Source organism: Flavobacterium amylolyticum, assembly GCF_048284335.1.
GTDB lineage: Bacteria > Bacteroidota > Bacteroidia > Flavobacteriales > Flavobacteriaceae > Flavobacterium.
This window is the reverse complement of sequence record NZ_JBLVPG010000002.1, coordinates 373980-388871: the sequence shown is the minus strand read 5'-3', so window position 1 is coordinate 388871 and position 14892 is coordinate 373980. Positions and strand designations below refer to the sequence as shown.

The following is a 14892-nucleotide window of genomic DNA, read 5'->3' as shown; positions in this document are numbered from 1 at the left end:
GTAATTATGAATGTAGACAATACCGTAGAAATTATCCCTTTTACAATAGATTTAAAAGAGTCCATAAAAATCTTGAATCTGGAGTGGTTGAGAAAATATTTCAAGGTGGAACCCAAAGATGAAATTGTACTTTCGGATCCGCAAGGTCAAATAATAGACAAAGGTGGAATGATTTTTTATGCAAAATATAATAATGTCATTGTAGGCACCGTTTCCTTAATAAAAATAGATAACAGTAGCTATGAATTAAGTAAAATGGCCGTAACAGATAACGTTCAAGGTTTGGGTGTAGGAAAGAAACTACTGTTGCATTGTTTTACTATTGCTGAAGCAAAAGGAATTCAAAAACTGATTTTATATTCCAATAGGAAATTACTACCCGCCATTCATTTATATAAAAAATTTGGTTTTGTAGAAATCCCTTTAGAAGATGGCGTTTATGAAAGAGCCGATATAAAGATGCAACGTAATATATTATAATAATCAATCAATCATTAGTACTACTGAATATATCAAAATGCTAATTGTACTTTTTATAAAACTTTTTACGTAAATTGTACCCTTAATATAATAACATCAATGTCAATTACTATAACTCCGTTTACAAAACAACAGCTATTGCCTCAAGAGGAAAAACTGGAGATTGCAAGACAAAAAAGTGAACTTTTTATTGGGATTCCTAAAGAAACTAGTTATCAAGAACGCCGTATTTGCCTTACACCAGATGCTGTAAATTCATTGACATATCACGGTCATAGGGTGATGATAGAGGCAGGAGCAGGATTGAGTTCTAGTTACACTGATAAAGAGTATAGTGATGCTGGTGCCGAAATTACTAATGACACCCAAAAAGTTTTTAGCTGTCCGATGGTATTGAAAGTAGAGCCTGCAACGCTCTCTGAAATTAAAATGATGAATCCACAGACAATTATTCTGTCCGCAATTCAATTAAAAACCAGAAAAAAAATATATTTTGAGGCGTTAAGCAAAAAGAAAATTACCGCCCTAGCTTTTGAATACATTAAAGATGAGGATGGTACCTATCCCGCAGTGAAATCCTTGAGCGAAATAGCCGGTACGGCTTCTATTTTAATTGCCGCAGAATTGATGATAACCAATGAATTTGGAAAAGGATTGTTATTCGGGAATATTACTGGCGTTCCTCCTACTGATGTGGTTATTCTAGGCGCTGGAACAGTTGGTGAATTTGCAGCCAAAACAGCCATTGGCTTGGGTGCTAATGTTAAAGTTTTTGATAATTCCATCACTAAATTACGCCGACTTCAGAATAATTTAAATCAGCGTATTTTCACTTCTACGATTCAACCTAAATCTTTATTAAAAGCCCTAAGACGATGTGATGTTGCTATTGGTGCTATGCGAGGCAAAGAACGTTGTCCCGTTATTGTAACAGAAACTATGGTAGAACACATGAAACACGGAGCCGTAATTGTAGATGTTAGTATTGATACCGGAGGCTGTTTTGAAACTTCTGAAGTCACATCTCATGAAAAACCAACCTTTATCAAATACAATGTAGTTCATTATTGTGTCCCAAACATTCCTTCTAGATATTCTAAAACCGCATCGTTATCCATCAGCAATATAATCTCTCCTTACTTGATGAAAATTGCCGAAGACGGTGGTATTGAAAGAGCCATCCGATGTGATAAAGGATTAAAAAATGGGGTTTATATGTACCACGGCATCCTGACAAACAGCGCTCTTGGCGATTGGTTTGATTTGCCCTTCAACGACATTAATTTAATTGTTTTTTAAGAAAACTTTCTTTTACCTTTGCCAAAAATATAATTCATGAAGTTTATACATCGTTTTGCCTATTATTTAGTAGGTTTAGTAATAGGATTGTTCTTTGTAGCATTAGTCTTTAGTGGAAAAGATACCCGTTGCAATTATTTCCCCAATTCAAGAGTTTTGAATGATTTAAGAAACAAACCTTTTTATTACTCTGATAAAGCTTCCCAAATATTAGCAGAAAAATGGATTGACACTTCCGATATTAAAAACACACTACAATTTGGTGATGTTGATTTTGATAAAAGCAATATCGAGATCAAAAAAGGTAAATTGTATATCATTGAAGGAAAAACAATCAAAAACCAAGAAGTAATTTTAAAAATAATTAATTATTCTGACAAAGCGGTTTTGGAAGATATTATAAAAAAATAGATCTTGTAATTGGTGTTTATAATATAGGACTGTCATACTTTTTTTAATTTAGGCGTACCCATAAGTAAAAACTTTGTTTGTTGCTGTCGTTCCCACTTTTTTTACAGTCTGAAACACCTCTAAAAAAAGCTCTATTTCCATTACTTACGCAATATGCTATAAAAACAAGTATTTATATTTAAGTATCACGATTATTGCAAAGCAAGCCAGTTAATCATTCCTATTCCATTATTTTTTAAATACGCATTCGTTTTACTAAAATGGTTGTTACCAAACCATTTACCTTGGTTTGCACTCATAGGTGAAGGATGCCCGGATTCTAAAACCAAATGTTTGCTTCGATCTATCTTAAGACCTTTTTTATGGGCGAAATTACCCCAAAGCAAGAAAACTACATGTTGATTCTCTTCCGAAATTTTCTGAATTACAGTATCGGTAAAAATATTCCATTTTAAATGTTTATGACTGTTGGCATTGTCTTCCCTAACCGTTAAGGAAGCATTCAAAAGCAACACGCCCTGTTTTGCCCAAGCTTGTAAATTACCGGAAACGGGCAAAAAAATAGTTCCTAAATCTTCACTCATCTCTCGAAAAATATTACGTAGGGAAGGCGGAATTCGAACGCTATCATTCACAGAAAAGCACAAACCATTCGCTTCCCCTTTCCCATGATACGGATCTTGACCTATGATAACTACTTTTATATCTTTGAAACTACAGTAATTAAAAGCCGAAAAAATTAATTCTTGAGGAGGATAGCACAGATGATTTTTATATTCTTCATTAACCGTTTCCATTAAATCCTTAAAATAGGGTTTCTGGATTTCTTCAGATAGAATGGATTGCCAGGAAGAAATAAGATTGATTTGCATGTAATTTATTTTGTGGTAAAGTTCGCAAAGTTTTTCGCAAAGTCGGCTAAAAAATTAATACATTTCACTGTGAATCTTTGTAACTTTGAACCTTTACAACTTAGCTCATAAAATGATATCTATCACCGAAAAAACATTACAAGATTTACAATTTCCTACAGTTCTCGAAACCATTTCGACAATTTGTAATACTGATATTGGACAACAAAAAGCTCTAGAAATAACTCCTTTTAAAGATAAGGAAACATTGATGCAAGCTTTAATGCAAACATCTGAATATGTTTCGTCTTTCCAAAATAACAATGCCATTCCCAATCATGGTTTTGATGCCATCACGCACGAGATAAAATTTCTTGCAATAGAGGACAGTTTCTTAGAAGTAGGCAGTTTTCGAAAGATTGCCACTATTTCTTCAACGGTAAATTTCCTTTTGACTTTTTTGAGAAAATTCGAGGATTATTATCCAAATTTAAATGTAAGAGCGAACCAAGTTGAACTTACTAAAGAAATCATAACGATGGTCGATGAAGTCGTTGATAAATATGGTGAAATAAAAGACAATGCATCACCAGATTTATTGAATATTCGCAGGAATATGAATGCGGTTCGAGGCAAAGTCAATCAAAGTTTTGGATCTGCGTTGACGCAATACGCAGCTTTGGGATATTTAGATGACATTAAAGAAAGTTTTGTACAAAACAGGCGCGTTTTAGCCGTTATGGCAATGTACCGTCGTAAAGTAAAAGGTTCTATTTTGGGTAGTTCTAAAACCGGAAGTATCGCCTATATTGAACCTGAAGCTACCTTACAATATTCCCGCGAGTTGAGCAATTTAGAATATGAAGAAAAAGAAGAAATTACCCGAATTTTAAAACAGCTGTCCAATTATATTCGTCCTTTTTTACCATTATTGATTCAATATCAGGATTTCCTGAGTGATATTGATGTAATCGCTGCTAAAGCAAAATACGCCAACCGAATTAACGGAATTTTGCCAACAATTACCGAGGAACGTCGTGTTTATTTTAGAGATGCGTACCATCCTATTTTATATTTGAATAACAAACATAAAAACGAAGTTACACATCCACAGACTATTGAACTCAATCAGGAAAGTAGAATTATTGTAATTTCCGGACCTAACGCAGGAGGAAAAACCATCTCCTTGAAAACCGTTGGATTATTGCAACTGATGCTACAATCCGGTATGTTAATTCCGGTTCATGAACGCAGTGAAACCTTTTTATTTGATAGGATTCTAACAGATATTGGAGATAATCAATCTATTGAAAATCATCTTAGTACCTACAGTTACCGATTAAAAAACATGAACTACTTCTTAAAGAAGTGTAATAGAAAAACGATGTTCCTTATTGATGAATTTGGTACGGGTTCAGATCCTGAATTGGGAGGTGCTTTAGCCGAAATTTTCTTAGAAGAATTCTACCATCGGGAAGCTTTCGGGATTATTACAACCCATTATTCAAACCTAAAAATCTTGGCTAACGAATTGCCTTATGCCACCAATGCCAACATGCTTTTTGATGAAAAATCATTAGAGCCCATGTATAAATTGGCATTAGGTCAAGCGGGAAGTTCCTTTACTTTTGAAGTCGCTTTGAAAAACGGAATTCCATTTAGTTTAATCAATCGAGCCAAAAAGAAAATTGAAGTTGGAAAAGTACGTTTTGATAAAACGATTGCCACACTTCAAAAAGAGCGCTCAAAGATGGAGAAAACCTCACAAACACTCAAAGAAGAAGAAACCAAAGCGCGAGAAGAAGGAAAGAAAATGGAGACTATCAATGTAAAAATCAAACAAAAACTGGAAAGCTATCAGGAATTATATGACAGCAACCAGAAAACAATTTACATTGGTCAAAAAATTGAAGATATTTCGGAGAAATATTTCAATAATAAGAATAAGAAAGAATTGCTTGGTGAATTTTTAAAAATTATTGAAATAGAAAATTCAAAACGCAAAAAAGCCACTGTTAAAGAAACCAAAGCACTGATAGAAAAGAAAAAAGAAGTAATTGAAGAAGTAACAGTTCAGGTTGAAGAAATTAGAAAAGAAAAGAAAGAGAAGAAATTAAAAGTAGTAGTTGAAAAACCTAAACCAATCTTAAAAGTAGGTGATCGTGTGCGAATGTTTGACGGGAAAGCGGTAGGAACGATTGATGGTATTGAAAAAAACAAAGCAACCGTGAATTATGGTGTATTTACTTCAAAAGTAAGCCTAGAAGCACTAGAGTTTGTTGAAGCAGGAAAAAAATAAAGTATGTATCGATCATTATCTAAGACGGCAATCACATTAACAAATACATGAATTAAGCAATAAGGTCCGATTGCTTATTCCTTACACTACCCTAAAATAAGAAAATGCTAAACCTCCCTAAAGATAAAAAAATAATACTTTTTGATGGTATTTGTAATCTCTGCGATTCAGCAGTACAGTTTGTTATTAAACAGGATACAAAAGATGTTTTCAGGTTTGTTGCTCTGCAATCAGATTTGGGTCAAAAAATAATCATTCACTTGGGAATTGACATCAAAAAAACAGATAGTATTATTCTTTATCAACCCGGTTTTGCATATTTTCATAAATCAGAAGCCATAATTGAAATTGCAAAATATTTAGGTGGACTATTTTATTTTGCTACTTTGTTTTCAATATTACCCACCTCATTCAACAATTTCATTTACGATTTTATTGCAAAAAACCGCTATAAATGGTATGGTAAAAAAGAAAATTGCCTGATTCCTACCAAAGAATTAAAAACTAAATTTTTAGAATAAAATACCAATTATGATAATTATCATTTCTTTTATCTGGTTAGAAGTATAAATTTGAATAATCTTAAATTTAATAATTCATGAAAGACACTTCACTTTTTTCTTGGGATAACGGTTCCTTTATAATGATTGTAGTATTTGGCTTAGTAATCATAGGACTGGTTGCCGCGGTTTTAATTATGATGAATTCCGATAAAAAAATAAAAAAATAATGCAAAAAAAAGAGGATGACCAATGGACATCCTCTTGCTATTATTGAAACAATTAGGATTTAACTTCTAATTAATTTTCTATATTTCAATCTTTTTGGAGTTAAATCACCCCCTAAACGTTTTTTCTTATTCTCTTCATATTCCGAAAACCCACCTTCAAAATAATATACTTCAGAGTTTCCTTCAAAAGCTAGAATGTGTGTACAAATTCTGTCCAAAAACCATCTGTCGTGAGAAATTACTACTGCACAACCGGCGAAATTTTCTAGACCTTCTTCTAATGCACGAAGTGTATTGATATCTAAATCATTTGTTGGCTCATCCAGCAAAAGTACGTTCCCTTCTTCTTTCAAAGTCATTGCAAGATGCAAACGGTTGCGTTCCCCACCGGAAAGCATGGACACTTTTTTGTTTTGTTCTCCACCACCAAAATTAAATCGTGACAAATAAGCTCTTGAATTTACTTGCTTTCCCCCCATCATAATTAATTCCTGACCGTCAGCGAAGTTTTCCCAAATTGATTTGTCTGGATTAATATTCGAATGGGCTTGATCTACATAAGCAATTTTTACGGTATCCCCAATTGAGAACTCTCCAGAATCTGGCTTTTCTTCCCCCATTATCATTTTGAAAATTGTTGATTTACCAGCACCATTCGGCCCAATAATTCCAACAATTCCAGCTTGTGGTAAAGTGAAATTTAAATTATCATACAGTAATTTATCTCCAAATGCTTTAGCAACATTTTTGGCTTCAATAACATTCGTTCCTAAACGTGGACCATTTGGAATATAAATTTCCAGATTTTCATCCAATTGTTTTTGGTCTTCATTCAGCAATTTATCGTAGTTCTGTAAACGCGCTTTTTGTTTCGTTTGACGGCCTTTGGCACCTTGACGAACCCAGTCCAACTCCCGTTCTAAGTTTTTTCTACGCTTCGAAGCTACTTTTTCTTCGAGTGCCATACGACTTGATTTTTGGTCTAACCAAGAAGAATAGTTCCCTTTCCAAGGAATTCCTTCTCCTCTATCTAATTCTAGAATCCAACCGGCAACGTTATCCAAGAAATACCTATCGTGCGTTACTGCAATTACAGTTCCAGCATATTGTGCCAAATGTTGTTCTAGCCAAAGTACACTTTCGGCGTCTAAGTGATTCGTAGGCTCATCTAGAAGCAAAACATCCGGTTGTTGCAACAACAAACGACATAAAGCTACTCGACGACGCTCTCCACCCGATAAATTCTTAATTGGCGTATCACCTTCCGGAGTACGCAAAGCATCCATGGCTATTTCAAGTTTGGTATCAATTTCCCAAGCGCCCAATGCATCAATTTTATCTTGCAAAAGTGCCTGACGATCCATCAACTGCTCCATTTTATCAGCATTCTCATAGACTTCAGGCAAACCAAAACTATCATTGATTTTATTGAATTCATCTAAAACTGCCATTGTTTCAGCAACTCCTTCTCTGACAATTTCGATAACAGTTTTACTATCATCTAAAATAGGTTCTTGTTCTAAATATCCTACTGTATAACCCGGTGCAAATACCACATCACCTTGGTAATTTTTGTCAACACCGGCTATAATTTTTAATAAGGAGGATTTTCCAGAACCATTCAAACCCAAAATACCAATCTTTGCTCCATAAAAGAAACTCAAGTAGATGTTTTTAAGGACTGGTTTATCTGCTCCTTGATACGTTTTGCTCAATTTTGACATTGAGAATATCACTTTTTTATCGTCTGCCATTTTTTTTAATTTAAAATTATTTCTATTCTGCCATTAAGGCTCTTTTCTCAATTTGTACACCTACTAGACTCTTCCTTTAAGGGAACTAAAAACCCAAGCGTTAGCCAAAAAGCCCACACCCACAGCAGCAAATCCCCATCCTGCTACGTCATCATATCTAAATGCACCTAATGCAATCAGCAATAAACCCATTACGATCATAATTAAAGTAGCCCAACCTAAAATAGTATTTTTATTCATTGACATAGTCCTGGTATATATTTTTAAATCACCAATTTTTGGATTACAAATATCGGAAATTTTGCCTTTTAATTAAATATTTTATAGAGCATTTCTCGTAATAAGTCAGATTGAGACATCGCATTAGCGCCAACACCTTTACTCTTAACATCAATATCTCTTATAGCACCCACAATTTGACTTACTTTTTTCATGGGATAATTTTTTAAAGCCACATCATATTCTTTCAGAAAAAAAGGATTTACCCCTAGTACTGCCGCCACATTTTTTGGATTCCTATCTTTCAATCCATGATACTTTAACAATTGAATAAAAAAACCAAAAACCAAACTTGTAGTTACTACCATTGGATTGTCTTTTGGATTCTGAGCAAAATTTTCAGCAATCGTATAGGCTTTTAATTGGTTGCGTTCTCCAAGTGCTTTTCGCAATTCAAATACATTAAAATCTTTACTAAAACCTATATTTTCCTCAATATGTTTGGGAGTTATAGTTGTTCCTATTGGCAAAACAATCTGTAGTTTCTCCAATTCATTGTTTATTTTACTTAAATCTGTACCAAGGAACTCTACCAGCATTGCGGTAGCCTTAGGTTCAATTGTATATTTTTTTCCTGACAAAACACGTTTAATCCACTCTACCACTTGGTTTTCATAGAGCTTTTTACTTTCATAAACCACACCATTTTTGGCAACTAGCTTAGTAAGTTTCTTTCGTTTGTCTAATGTTTTATATTTATAGCAAAATACCAAAACCGTTGATGCCATTGGATTTTCAGCATAATTTTCCAGTTTGTCTATGGTTCTGATTAAATCCTGTGCTTCTTTTACGATTATTACTTGTCGTTCTGCCATCATTGGATAGCGTTTGGCAGTCGAAACAATATCTTCTATGGTAACATCTCGCCCATATAAAACCGTTTGATTGAAACCTTTTTCCTCTTCGGTTAGTACTTTTTTCTCAATATAATCCGATAGTTTATCAATATAATAGGGCTCTTCTCCCATCAAAAAATAGATGGGTTTGATGTTGCCACTTTTTATATCATTTACAATTTTTAATACTTCGTCCATATTCGCTATTCTCTTTTAATCTATTATCTAAAAGCCTTACTTTTGCTGCATGCAAAAATTAAATTTTCAACTTTACACCTTTCGGTTCAAAAATAGCGAAAATAAAGTCTCCATTTTTGATGAAATAAGGAAAAAATTTATCATTCTCACGCCCGAAGAATGGGTTAGACAGCATGTTGTTCAGTTTTTATTAGATGAAAAAAAATATCCAAAATCATTGATTAATGTAGAAAAAGTACTAAAAATCAATGGCTTGCGAAAAAGATATGATGTAGTGGTTTTCAATCCTGATGGTTCAATTTTCATTTTAATCGAATGCAAAGCACCTGAAGTTAAAATTGCACAAGCAACTTTCGACCAAATTGCCCGGTATAACATGACGATGAAAGCGCAATTCCTGATGGTGACTAACGGATTGAATCATTACTTTTGTCAAATGGATTTTGAGAATCAGAAATACCAGTTTTTAACTGAATTACCAATGTACCAAATCCAATAATCAAATTTTAAAGATGAAAATAGCTGTTGTTATACTGAATTGGAATGGAATTTTATTGTTGGAAAAATTTTTGCCATCAGTGCTGAAATATTCTCCAGAAGCCACCGTTTATGTTGCGGATAATGCCTCTACAGATGCTTCTATTTCTTTTATAAAAACATTTTTCCCATCAGTTAAAATTGTTGAAAATGAGCGTAATTTGGGTTTTGCAAGTGGGTATAACGCGGCATTAAAAGCTATTGATGCTGAAGTTTATGCTTTGGTTAACTCGGATATTGAGGTTACTGAAAATTGGTTGCAGCCCATTATTAAAAATTTTATAGAGGAACCAGATACAGCTATTATCCAACCTAAAATACTGGATTACAAACGCAAAGAGTATTTTGAATATGCTGGTGCTGCCGGAGGATTTATTGATCAATACGGTTATCCCTATTGCAGAGGTCGTATTTTTGATTCTTTAGAAAAAGATAACGGACAGTATGATACTAATTGTGAAATCTTTTGGGCTTCCGGAGCTTGCTTTTTTATACGAAGTACCGTTTATAAGGATTTAAAGGGTTTTGACGATGGCTTTTTTGCACATCAGGAGGAAATTGATCTTTGTTGGCGGGCTTTTAATAAAGGTTTTAAAATAAAATACAACTTCCAATCGGTTGTTTATCATGTAGGCGGGGCGACTTTACAACAAGGAAATCCCAAAAAAACATATTTAAATTTTAGAAATTCATTGTTGATGCTGACTAAAAATCTTCCTGAAAAAAAATTATATACGATTCTTTTAGCACGAATGGTTCTCGATGGCATTGCAGGTCTGCAATTTTTAGTACAAGGAAAATCCAACCATTTTGTGGCAATACTCAAGGCTCATTGGTCCTTTTATATTCGTTTTGTTCAGTATTATAAAAAAAGAGACGAATTTCAAAATCTTGAATACTATAGTGTAAAAAGTATCGTTTACTTCTATTTTATTAGAAAAATCCTCGTATTTAACGATTTATTTAGATTTAAATAAATTTTAAAAAACTAACTTTGTTTTTTAACCTTTAATACTAAATTCAAACAATTCATGAAAAAAATCGTAATTGCCTTATCAGTAATGGCTCTTTTAACTTCTTGTGTTTCTAAAAAGAAATACACGGATTTAGAAACTAGAAATAAAGAAACCCAAGATTTATTAAATACTGCAACTGTAAAATTAAATTCTTGCTTAGAGGAAAAAGCAGGTTTTGCGGCAACAGTGGCTGCTTTAAAAGAACAAAATCAAGGCTTAATTAGTGTTTCGAAAGACATGACGGTATTGTCGACTAAGGGAGCTCAAAATATTGAAAAAGCATTAGAATCTATCAAAGAGAAAGATTTAAAAATAAGTAGAATGCAAGATGCTTTAACTAAAAAAGACAGTGTTACCCTTGCATTAGTAACTAGCTTAAAAAGTTCAGTAGGAATATCTGATCCAGATATTGAAATAAATGTTGAAAAAGGAGTAGTTTTTATCTCTATAGCAGATAAATTATTATTCAAAAGTGGTAGTTATGAAGTAACAGACAGAGCTAAAATGGTTTTGGCTAAAGTGGCTAAAGTTGTTAATGACAAACCTGATTTTGAATGTATGGTTGAAGGACATACTGATAATGTTCCTTACAACGGTTCAGGTGTATTACTGGACAACTGGGATTTAAGTGTAAAACGTTCAACTTCTATAATCCGTGTATTAACGAATCAATTAGGTGTTAAACCAGAACAATTAATTGCTGCAGGTAGAAGTTCTTATATTCCTTTAGTTGCAAATGATTCTGCAGAAAACAGGTCTCGTAACAGAAGAACTCGTATTGTTGTTTTACCAAAAATTGATCAATTCTATGAAATGATTGAAAAAGAAATGAAAAAACAAAGACCGTAATTTCAGATTATTTTAAAATATTAACGCCTCGAATCATCGGGGCGTTTTTTTTTGTATTATTTTGTCTAGTCCTGAAATAGTAATATAAAAAAAGCAGGTCAATTGACCTGCCGTTATGTATCCTCAATTTTTCTTTAACAACCAATTAAATATAATTAAGAATATCATGCATATGTGTTGTAATTGTTGAAATCATAAGTAAATATAGAGATTTATTATAACTCACCAACAGTTTTGCTAAAAATTTAAATTTTACAAAATATCCAGACTTCCCTTACCTTCTCTTATCACTATGGGTTCATCTCCCGATAAATCAATAATTGTGGAACCAATATTATCCCCGTAACCTCCATCAATAACTACATCCACCAGGTTTTGCCATTTCTCAAAAATCAGTTCAGGATCAGTTGTATATTCTATTACATCATCATCATCGTGGATGGATGTCGAAACAATTGGGTTTCCCAGCTGCTTGACGATTTCTAAAGCAATCGAATTATCAGGAACTCTTATCCCTACAGTTGTTTTCTTTTTAAACTCTTTGGGTAAATTGTTATTTCCGGGCAAAATAAAGGTATACGGTCCTGGCAATGCTCTTTTTAAAATTTTAAAAGTAGACGTGTCTATTTGTCTCACATAATCTGATATATTACTCAAATCATGACAAACAAAAGAAAAATTAGCTTTGTCTAACTTTATTCCTTTTATTTTGGCAATGCGTTCTAGTGCTTTTGTATTTGTAATATCACAGCCCAATCCGTAAACGGTATCCGTAGGATAAATTACCAAACCTCCATCTTTTAAAACCTTAACCACTTTGGCAATTGCTGCTTCGTTTGGTTTATCTTCATATATTTTTATAAATTGAGCCATTTTTTTAAATTAAAGTTAAACACATTTAAAGTTTAAAAGTACAGGTAACAGACAACTTAAAACCTAAACTCAAAACAAATTTTTTATCCTATGATATCCAGTTTTGCAAATCGCAATAATAATTTCTTTATTCCACCAACTTCGAATTTGATTTCTGCTTTTTTATCCGCGCCAGCTCCTTCCATATTCACTACTTCACCTTTGCCAAAACGTTCGTGCATTACAATATTTCCTGCAACCAGTTTATTGTCAAATAAATTCGCACTACCGCTTGAAGTTACAGTATTCGTTACAGGTTTCAACTTACGAATATTTATATCTGATTTGGGTTCATTATCATTATTATATTTGGCTGGTGGTGACCCGCTAGCAGGTTTGGCCAAACGCAATTTCGATTTGTCCACATCACCAAAAATATCACTATCAATCATGGGCTTATACCGATAATTTGATTCTGTGGGAGTGAGATATTCTAAATACTGTCCGTCAATTTCTTCAATAAAACGCGAAGGTTCACTATCCGTCAATTTACCCCAACGATAGCGAGATTGCGCATACGTCAAATAGGCTTGATGTTCCGCACGTGTAAGCGCCACATAAAACAAACGGCGTTCTTCTTCGAGTTCACTTCGGGTACTCATACTCATTGCACTAGGAAACAAATCTTCCTCCATACCCACTACAAAAACATGTGGAAATTCCAGCCCTTTTGCCAAATGAATCGTCATTAACGCCACACGATCTTCATCACTAGTGTCTTTGTCTAAATCAGTTGCTAAAGCCACATCTTCCATAAATTCAGACAGTGCACCGCGAGCACCATCAATTTCTTTTTGACCTTCAGTGAAATCCTTGATTCCGTTTAATAATTCCTCAATATTTTGAATTTTAGCCATTCCCTCAGGAGTCGCATCTTTCTTTAATTCCTGAACTAATCCTGTTTTTTTAGCAACATGATCCGTGATGTAAAAGGCGTCCTGATTTTCATTAATCACCTGAAAACTTTGAATCATAGTAACAAAATCCTGCAATTTTTGTTTGGTTCCTGAATTCAGTTTTAAGTCAATTTTATCAATATTTTGCATCACTTCAAATATTGAACGCTTGTAATGATTGGCGGCAATGGTTAACTTCTCTACAGTTGTATCTCCAATTCCACGAGCAGGATAGTTGATGACACGAACTAATGCTTCCTCATCTTTTGGATTGATAACCAATCGCAAGTAACACAAAACATCTTTGATTTCTTTCCTTTGGTAAAAGGACAAACCACCATAAATTCGGTATGGGATATCTCTTTTGCGCAATGCATCTTCCATAGCACGGGACTGCGCATTGGTTCGGTACAAAATAGCAAAAGCACCATTATGCAATTGGTTTTGCATTTTTTGTTCGAAAATGGTACTGGCTACAAAACGGCCTTCTTCCGCATCGGTCATGCTACGGTGCACTTTTATTTTTGGACCAAAATCATTGGCAGTCCAAACTATTTTATCCAGCTTTACTTTATTTTTATCGATAATGGTATTGGCCGCTTCCACAATGTTTTTTGTTGAACGATAGTTTTGTTCCAATCTGAAGGTTTTTACTCCTTCATAATCTTTCTGAAAATTTAAGATATTATTAATATTGGCACCACGAAACGCATAAATACTTTGCGCATCATCTCCTACCACACAAATATTTTGAAATTTATCAGATAAAGCCCGAACTATCAAATATTGAGAATGGTTTGTATCCTGATACTCATCTACCAAAATATAGCGAAAACGGTTTTGATATTTAGCCAAAACTTCCGGAAAGCGCGTCAGTAATTCGTTAGTTTTCAGTAATAAGTCATCAAAATCCATTGCTCCGGATTTAAAACATTTATCAACATAATTTTGATAGATCTCTCCCAATCGCGGTTTTTTAGCCATCGCATCCGCTTCTTGCAGTTCTGGATTATTGAAATACGCTTTTACTGTAATCAGACTATTTTTATAACTGGAAATTCTGCTTAAAACTTGTTTAGGCTTGTATACATCCCTGTCCAACTGCATTTCTTTGATTATTCCAGAAATACAACGCAGTGAATCTTGAGAATCATAAATTGTGAAATTTGAAGGATATCCTAAATGATCCGCTTCAGAGCGTAAAATTCGAGCAAAAACAGAGTGAAACGTACCCATCCATAGGTTTTTAGCCTCGCTGTTTCCTACAATATCAGCAATACGCTTTTTCATTTCCCGAGCCGCTTTATTGGTAAACGTAAGCGACAAAATACTGAAAGGGTCAACGCCCAGACTCATCAAATACGCAATTCTTATAGTCAATACGCGTGTTTTTCCTGAACCCGCACCTGCAATAATAATCATTGGGCCGTCTTTTTGGAGAACGGGTTCTCGTTGTGCTTCGTTAAGTTGATCGATATATTTGTGCATGAATAATTTTATGTATTTGTATGCAAAAATAGCGATTTTGAATGAGGTTTTAAGTAC

Annotated in this window: 15 protein-coding genes; 9 read left to right on the top strand and 6 right to left on the bottom strand. The window is 33.8% G+C overall.

Features of this window, described 5'->3' with window-relative positions; genetic code table 11:
• The first annotated feature begins 6 nt into the window (after positions 1-6).
• From ACNQF9_RS07835 to ACNQF9_RS07825, 3 genes are all read left to right on the top strand, one after another.
• Positions 7-480 carry a GNAT family N-acetyltransferase gene (locus ACNQF9_RS07835; protein ID WP_417960086.1) on the top strand — a complete coding sequence of 158 codons (474 nt, stop codon included), beginning with the start codon at positions 7-9 and terminating at the stop codon, positions 478-480.
• A 99-nt stretch (positions 481-579) separates the two neighbouring features.
• Positions 580-1779 carry an alanine dehydrogenase gene (locus ACNQF9_RS07830; protein ID WP_417960087.1) on the top strand — a complete coding sequence of 400 codons (1200 nt, stop codon included), beginning with the start codon at positions 580-582 and terminating at the stop codon, positions 1777-1779.
• Positions 1780-1815: 36 nt separating this feature from the next.
• Positions 1816-2190, top strand: coding sequence for a DUF4258 domain-containing protein (locus ACNQF9_RS07825; protein ID WP_417960088.1), 375 nt, complete (start codon positions 1816-1818; stop codon positions 2188-2190).
• A 191-nt stretch (positions 2191-2381) separates the two neighbouring features.
• Here the strand turns inward: ACNQF9_RS07825 and ung are convergent, their stop codons facing one another.
• Positions 2382-3062, bottom strand: coding sequence for a uracil-DNA glycosylase (ung, locus tag ACNQF9_RS07820; protein ID WP_417960089.1), 681 nt, complete (start codon positions 3060-3062; stop codon positions 2382-2384).
• Between the two features lie 112 nt (positions 3063-3174).
• Here ung and ACNQF9_RS07815 point away from each other — a divergent pair, with 112 nt between their 5' ends.
• The 3 genes from ACNQF9_RS07815 (at position 3175) to ACNQF9_RS07805 (ending at position 6070) form a co-directional block, all read left to right on the top strand.
• Positions 3175-5340 carry an endonuclease MutS2 gene (locus tag ACNQF9_RS07815; RefSeq protein ID WP_417960090.1) on the top strand — a complete coding sequence of 722 codons (2166 nt, stop codon included), beginning with the start codon at positions 3175-3177 and terminating at the stop codon, positions 5338-5340.
• A gap of 104 nt (positions 5341-5444) precedes the next feature.
• Positions 5445-5861, top strand: coding sequence for a thiol-disulfide oxidoreductase DCC family protein (locus tag ACNQF9_RS07810; RefSeq protein ID WP_417989979.1), 417 nt, complete (start codon positions 5445-5447; stop codon positions 5859-5861).
• 77 nt (positions 5862-5938) lie between these two features.
• Positions 5939-6070, top strand: coding sequence for a hypothetical protein (locus ACNQF9_RS07805; RefSeq protein ID WP_417960092.1), 132 nt, complete (start codon positions 5939-5941; stop codon positions 6068-6070).
• A 59-nt stretch (positions 6071-6129) separates the two neighbouring features.
• On the opposite strand, the gene ettA is transcribed toward ACNQF9_RS07805, so the two are convergent.
• From ettA to holA, 3 genes are all read right to left on the bottom strand, one after another.
• Entirely contained in the window at positions 6130-7824 is a 1695-nt protein-coding gene (ettA, locus tag ACNQF9_RS07800) for an energy-dependent translational throttle protein EttA (protein ID WP_417960093.1), read from the bottom strand.
• A gap of 63 nt (positions 7825-7887) precedes the next feature.
• Positions 7888-8070 (bottom strand): CAL67264 family membrane protein, encoded by a 183-nt coding sequence (locus ACNQF9_RS07795; protein ID WP_417960094.1) that lies wholly within the window; start codon positions 8068-8070, stop codon positions 7888-7890.
• A 62-nt stretch (positions 8071-8132) separates the two neighbouring features.
• Positions 8133-9137: a DNA polymerase III subunit delta gene (gene holA, locus ACNQF9_RS07790; RefSeq protein WP_417960095.1), complete on the bottom strand. Its 1005-nt coding sequence runs from the start codon at positions 9135-9137 to the stop codon at positions 8133-8135.
• A 49-nt stretch (positions 9138-9186) separates the two neighbouring features.
• On the opposite strand from holA, the gene ACNQF9_RS07785 reads away from it, so the two are divergent.
• From ACNQF9_RS07785 to ACNQF9_RS07775, 3 genes are read left to right on the top strand one after another with little or no spacing between them, the layout of a single operon-like run.
• Positions 9187-9636, top strand: coding sequence for a type I restriction enzyme HsdR N-terminal domain-containing protein (locus tag ACNQF9_RS07785; protein WP_417989978.1), 450 nt, complete (start codon positions 9187-9189; stop codon positions 9634-9636).
• Between the two features lie 13 nt (positions 9637-9649).
• Positions 9650-10651, top strand: a complete 1002-nt coding sequence (locus ACNQF9_RS07780) for a glycosyltransferase family 2 protein (protein WP_417960097.1) — start codon at positions 9650-9652, stop codon at positions 10649-10651.
• Positions 10652-10705: 54 nt separating this feature from the next.
• Complete coding sequence (locus tag ACNQF9_RS07775) at positions 10706-11539, top strand: OmpA/MotB family protein (protein WP_417960098.1); 834 nt, start codon at positions 10706-10708, stop codon at positions 11537-11539.
• Positions 11540-11791: 252 nt separating this feature from the next.
• Here the strand turns inward: ACNQF9_RS07775 and ACNQF9_RS07770 are convergent, their stop codons facing one another.
• Entirely contained in the window at positions 11792-12412 is a 621-nt protein-coding gene (locus ACNQF9_RS07770; RefSeq protein WP_417960099.1) for an L-threonylcarbamoyladenylate synthase, read from the bottom strand.
• Between the two features lie 83 nt (positions 12413-12495).
• Complete coding sequence (locus ACNQF9_RS07765; protein WP_417960100.1) at positions 12496-14835, bottom strand: ATP-dependent helicase; 2340 nt, start codon at positions 14833-14835, stop codon at positions 12496-12498.
• Between the last annotated feature and the right edge of the window lie 57 nt (positions 14836-14892).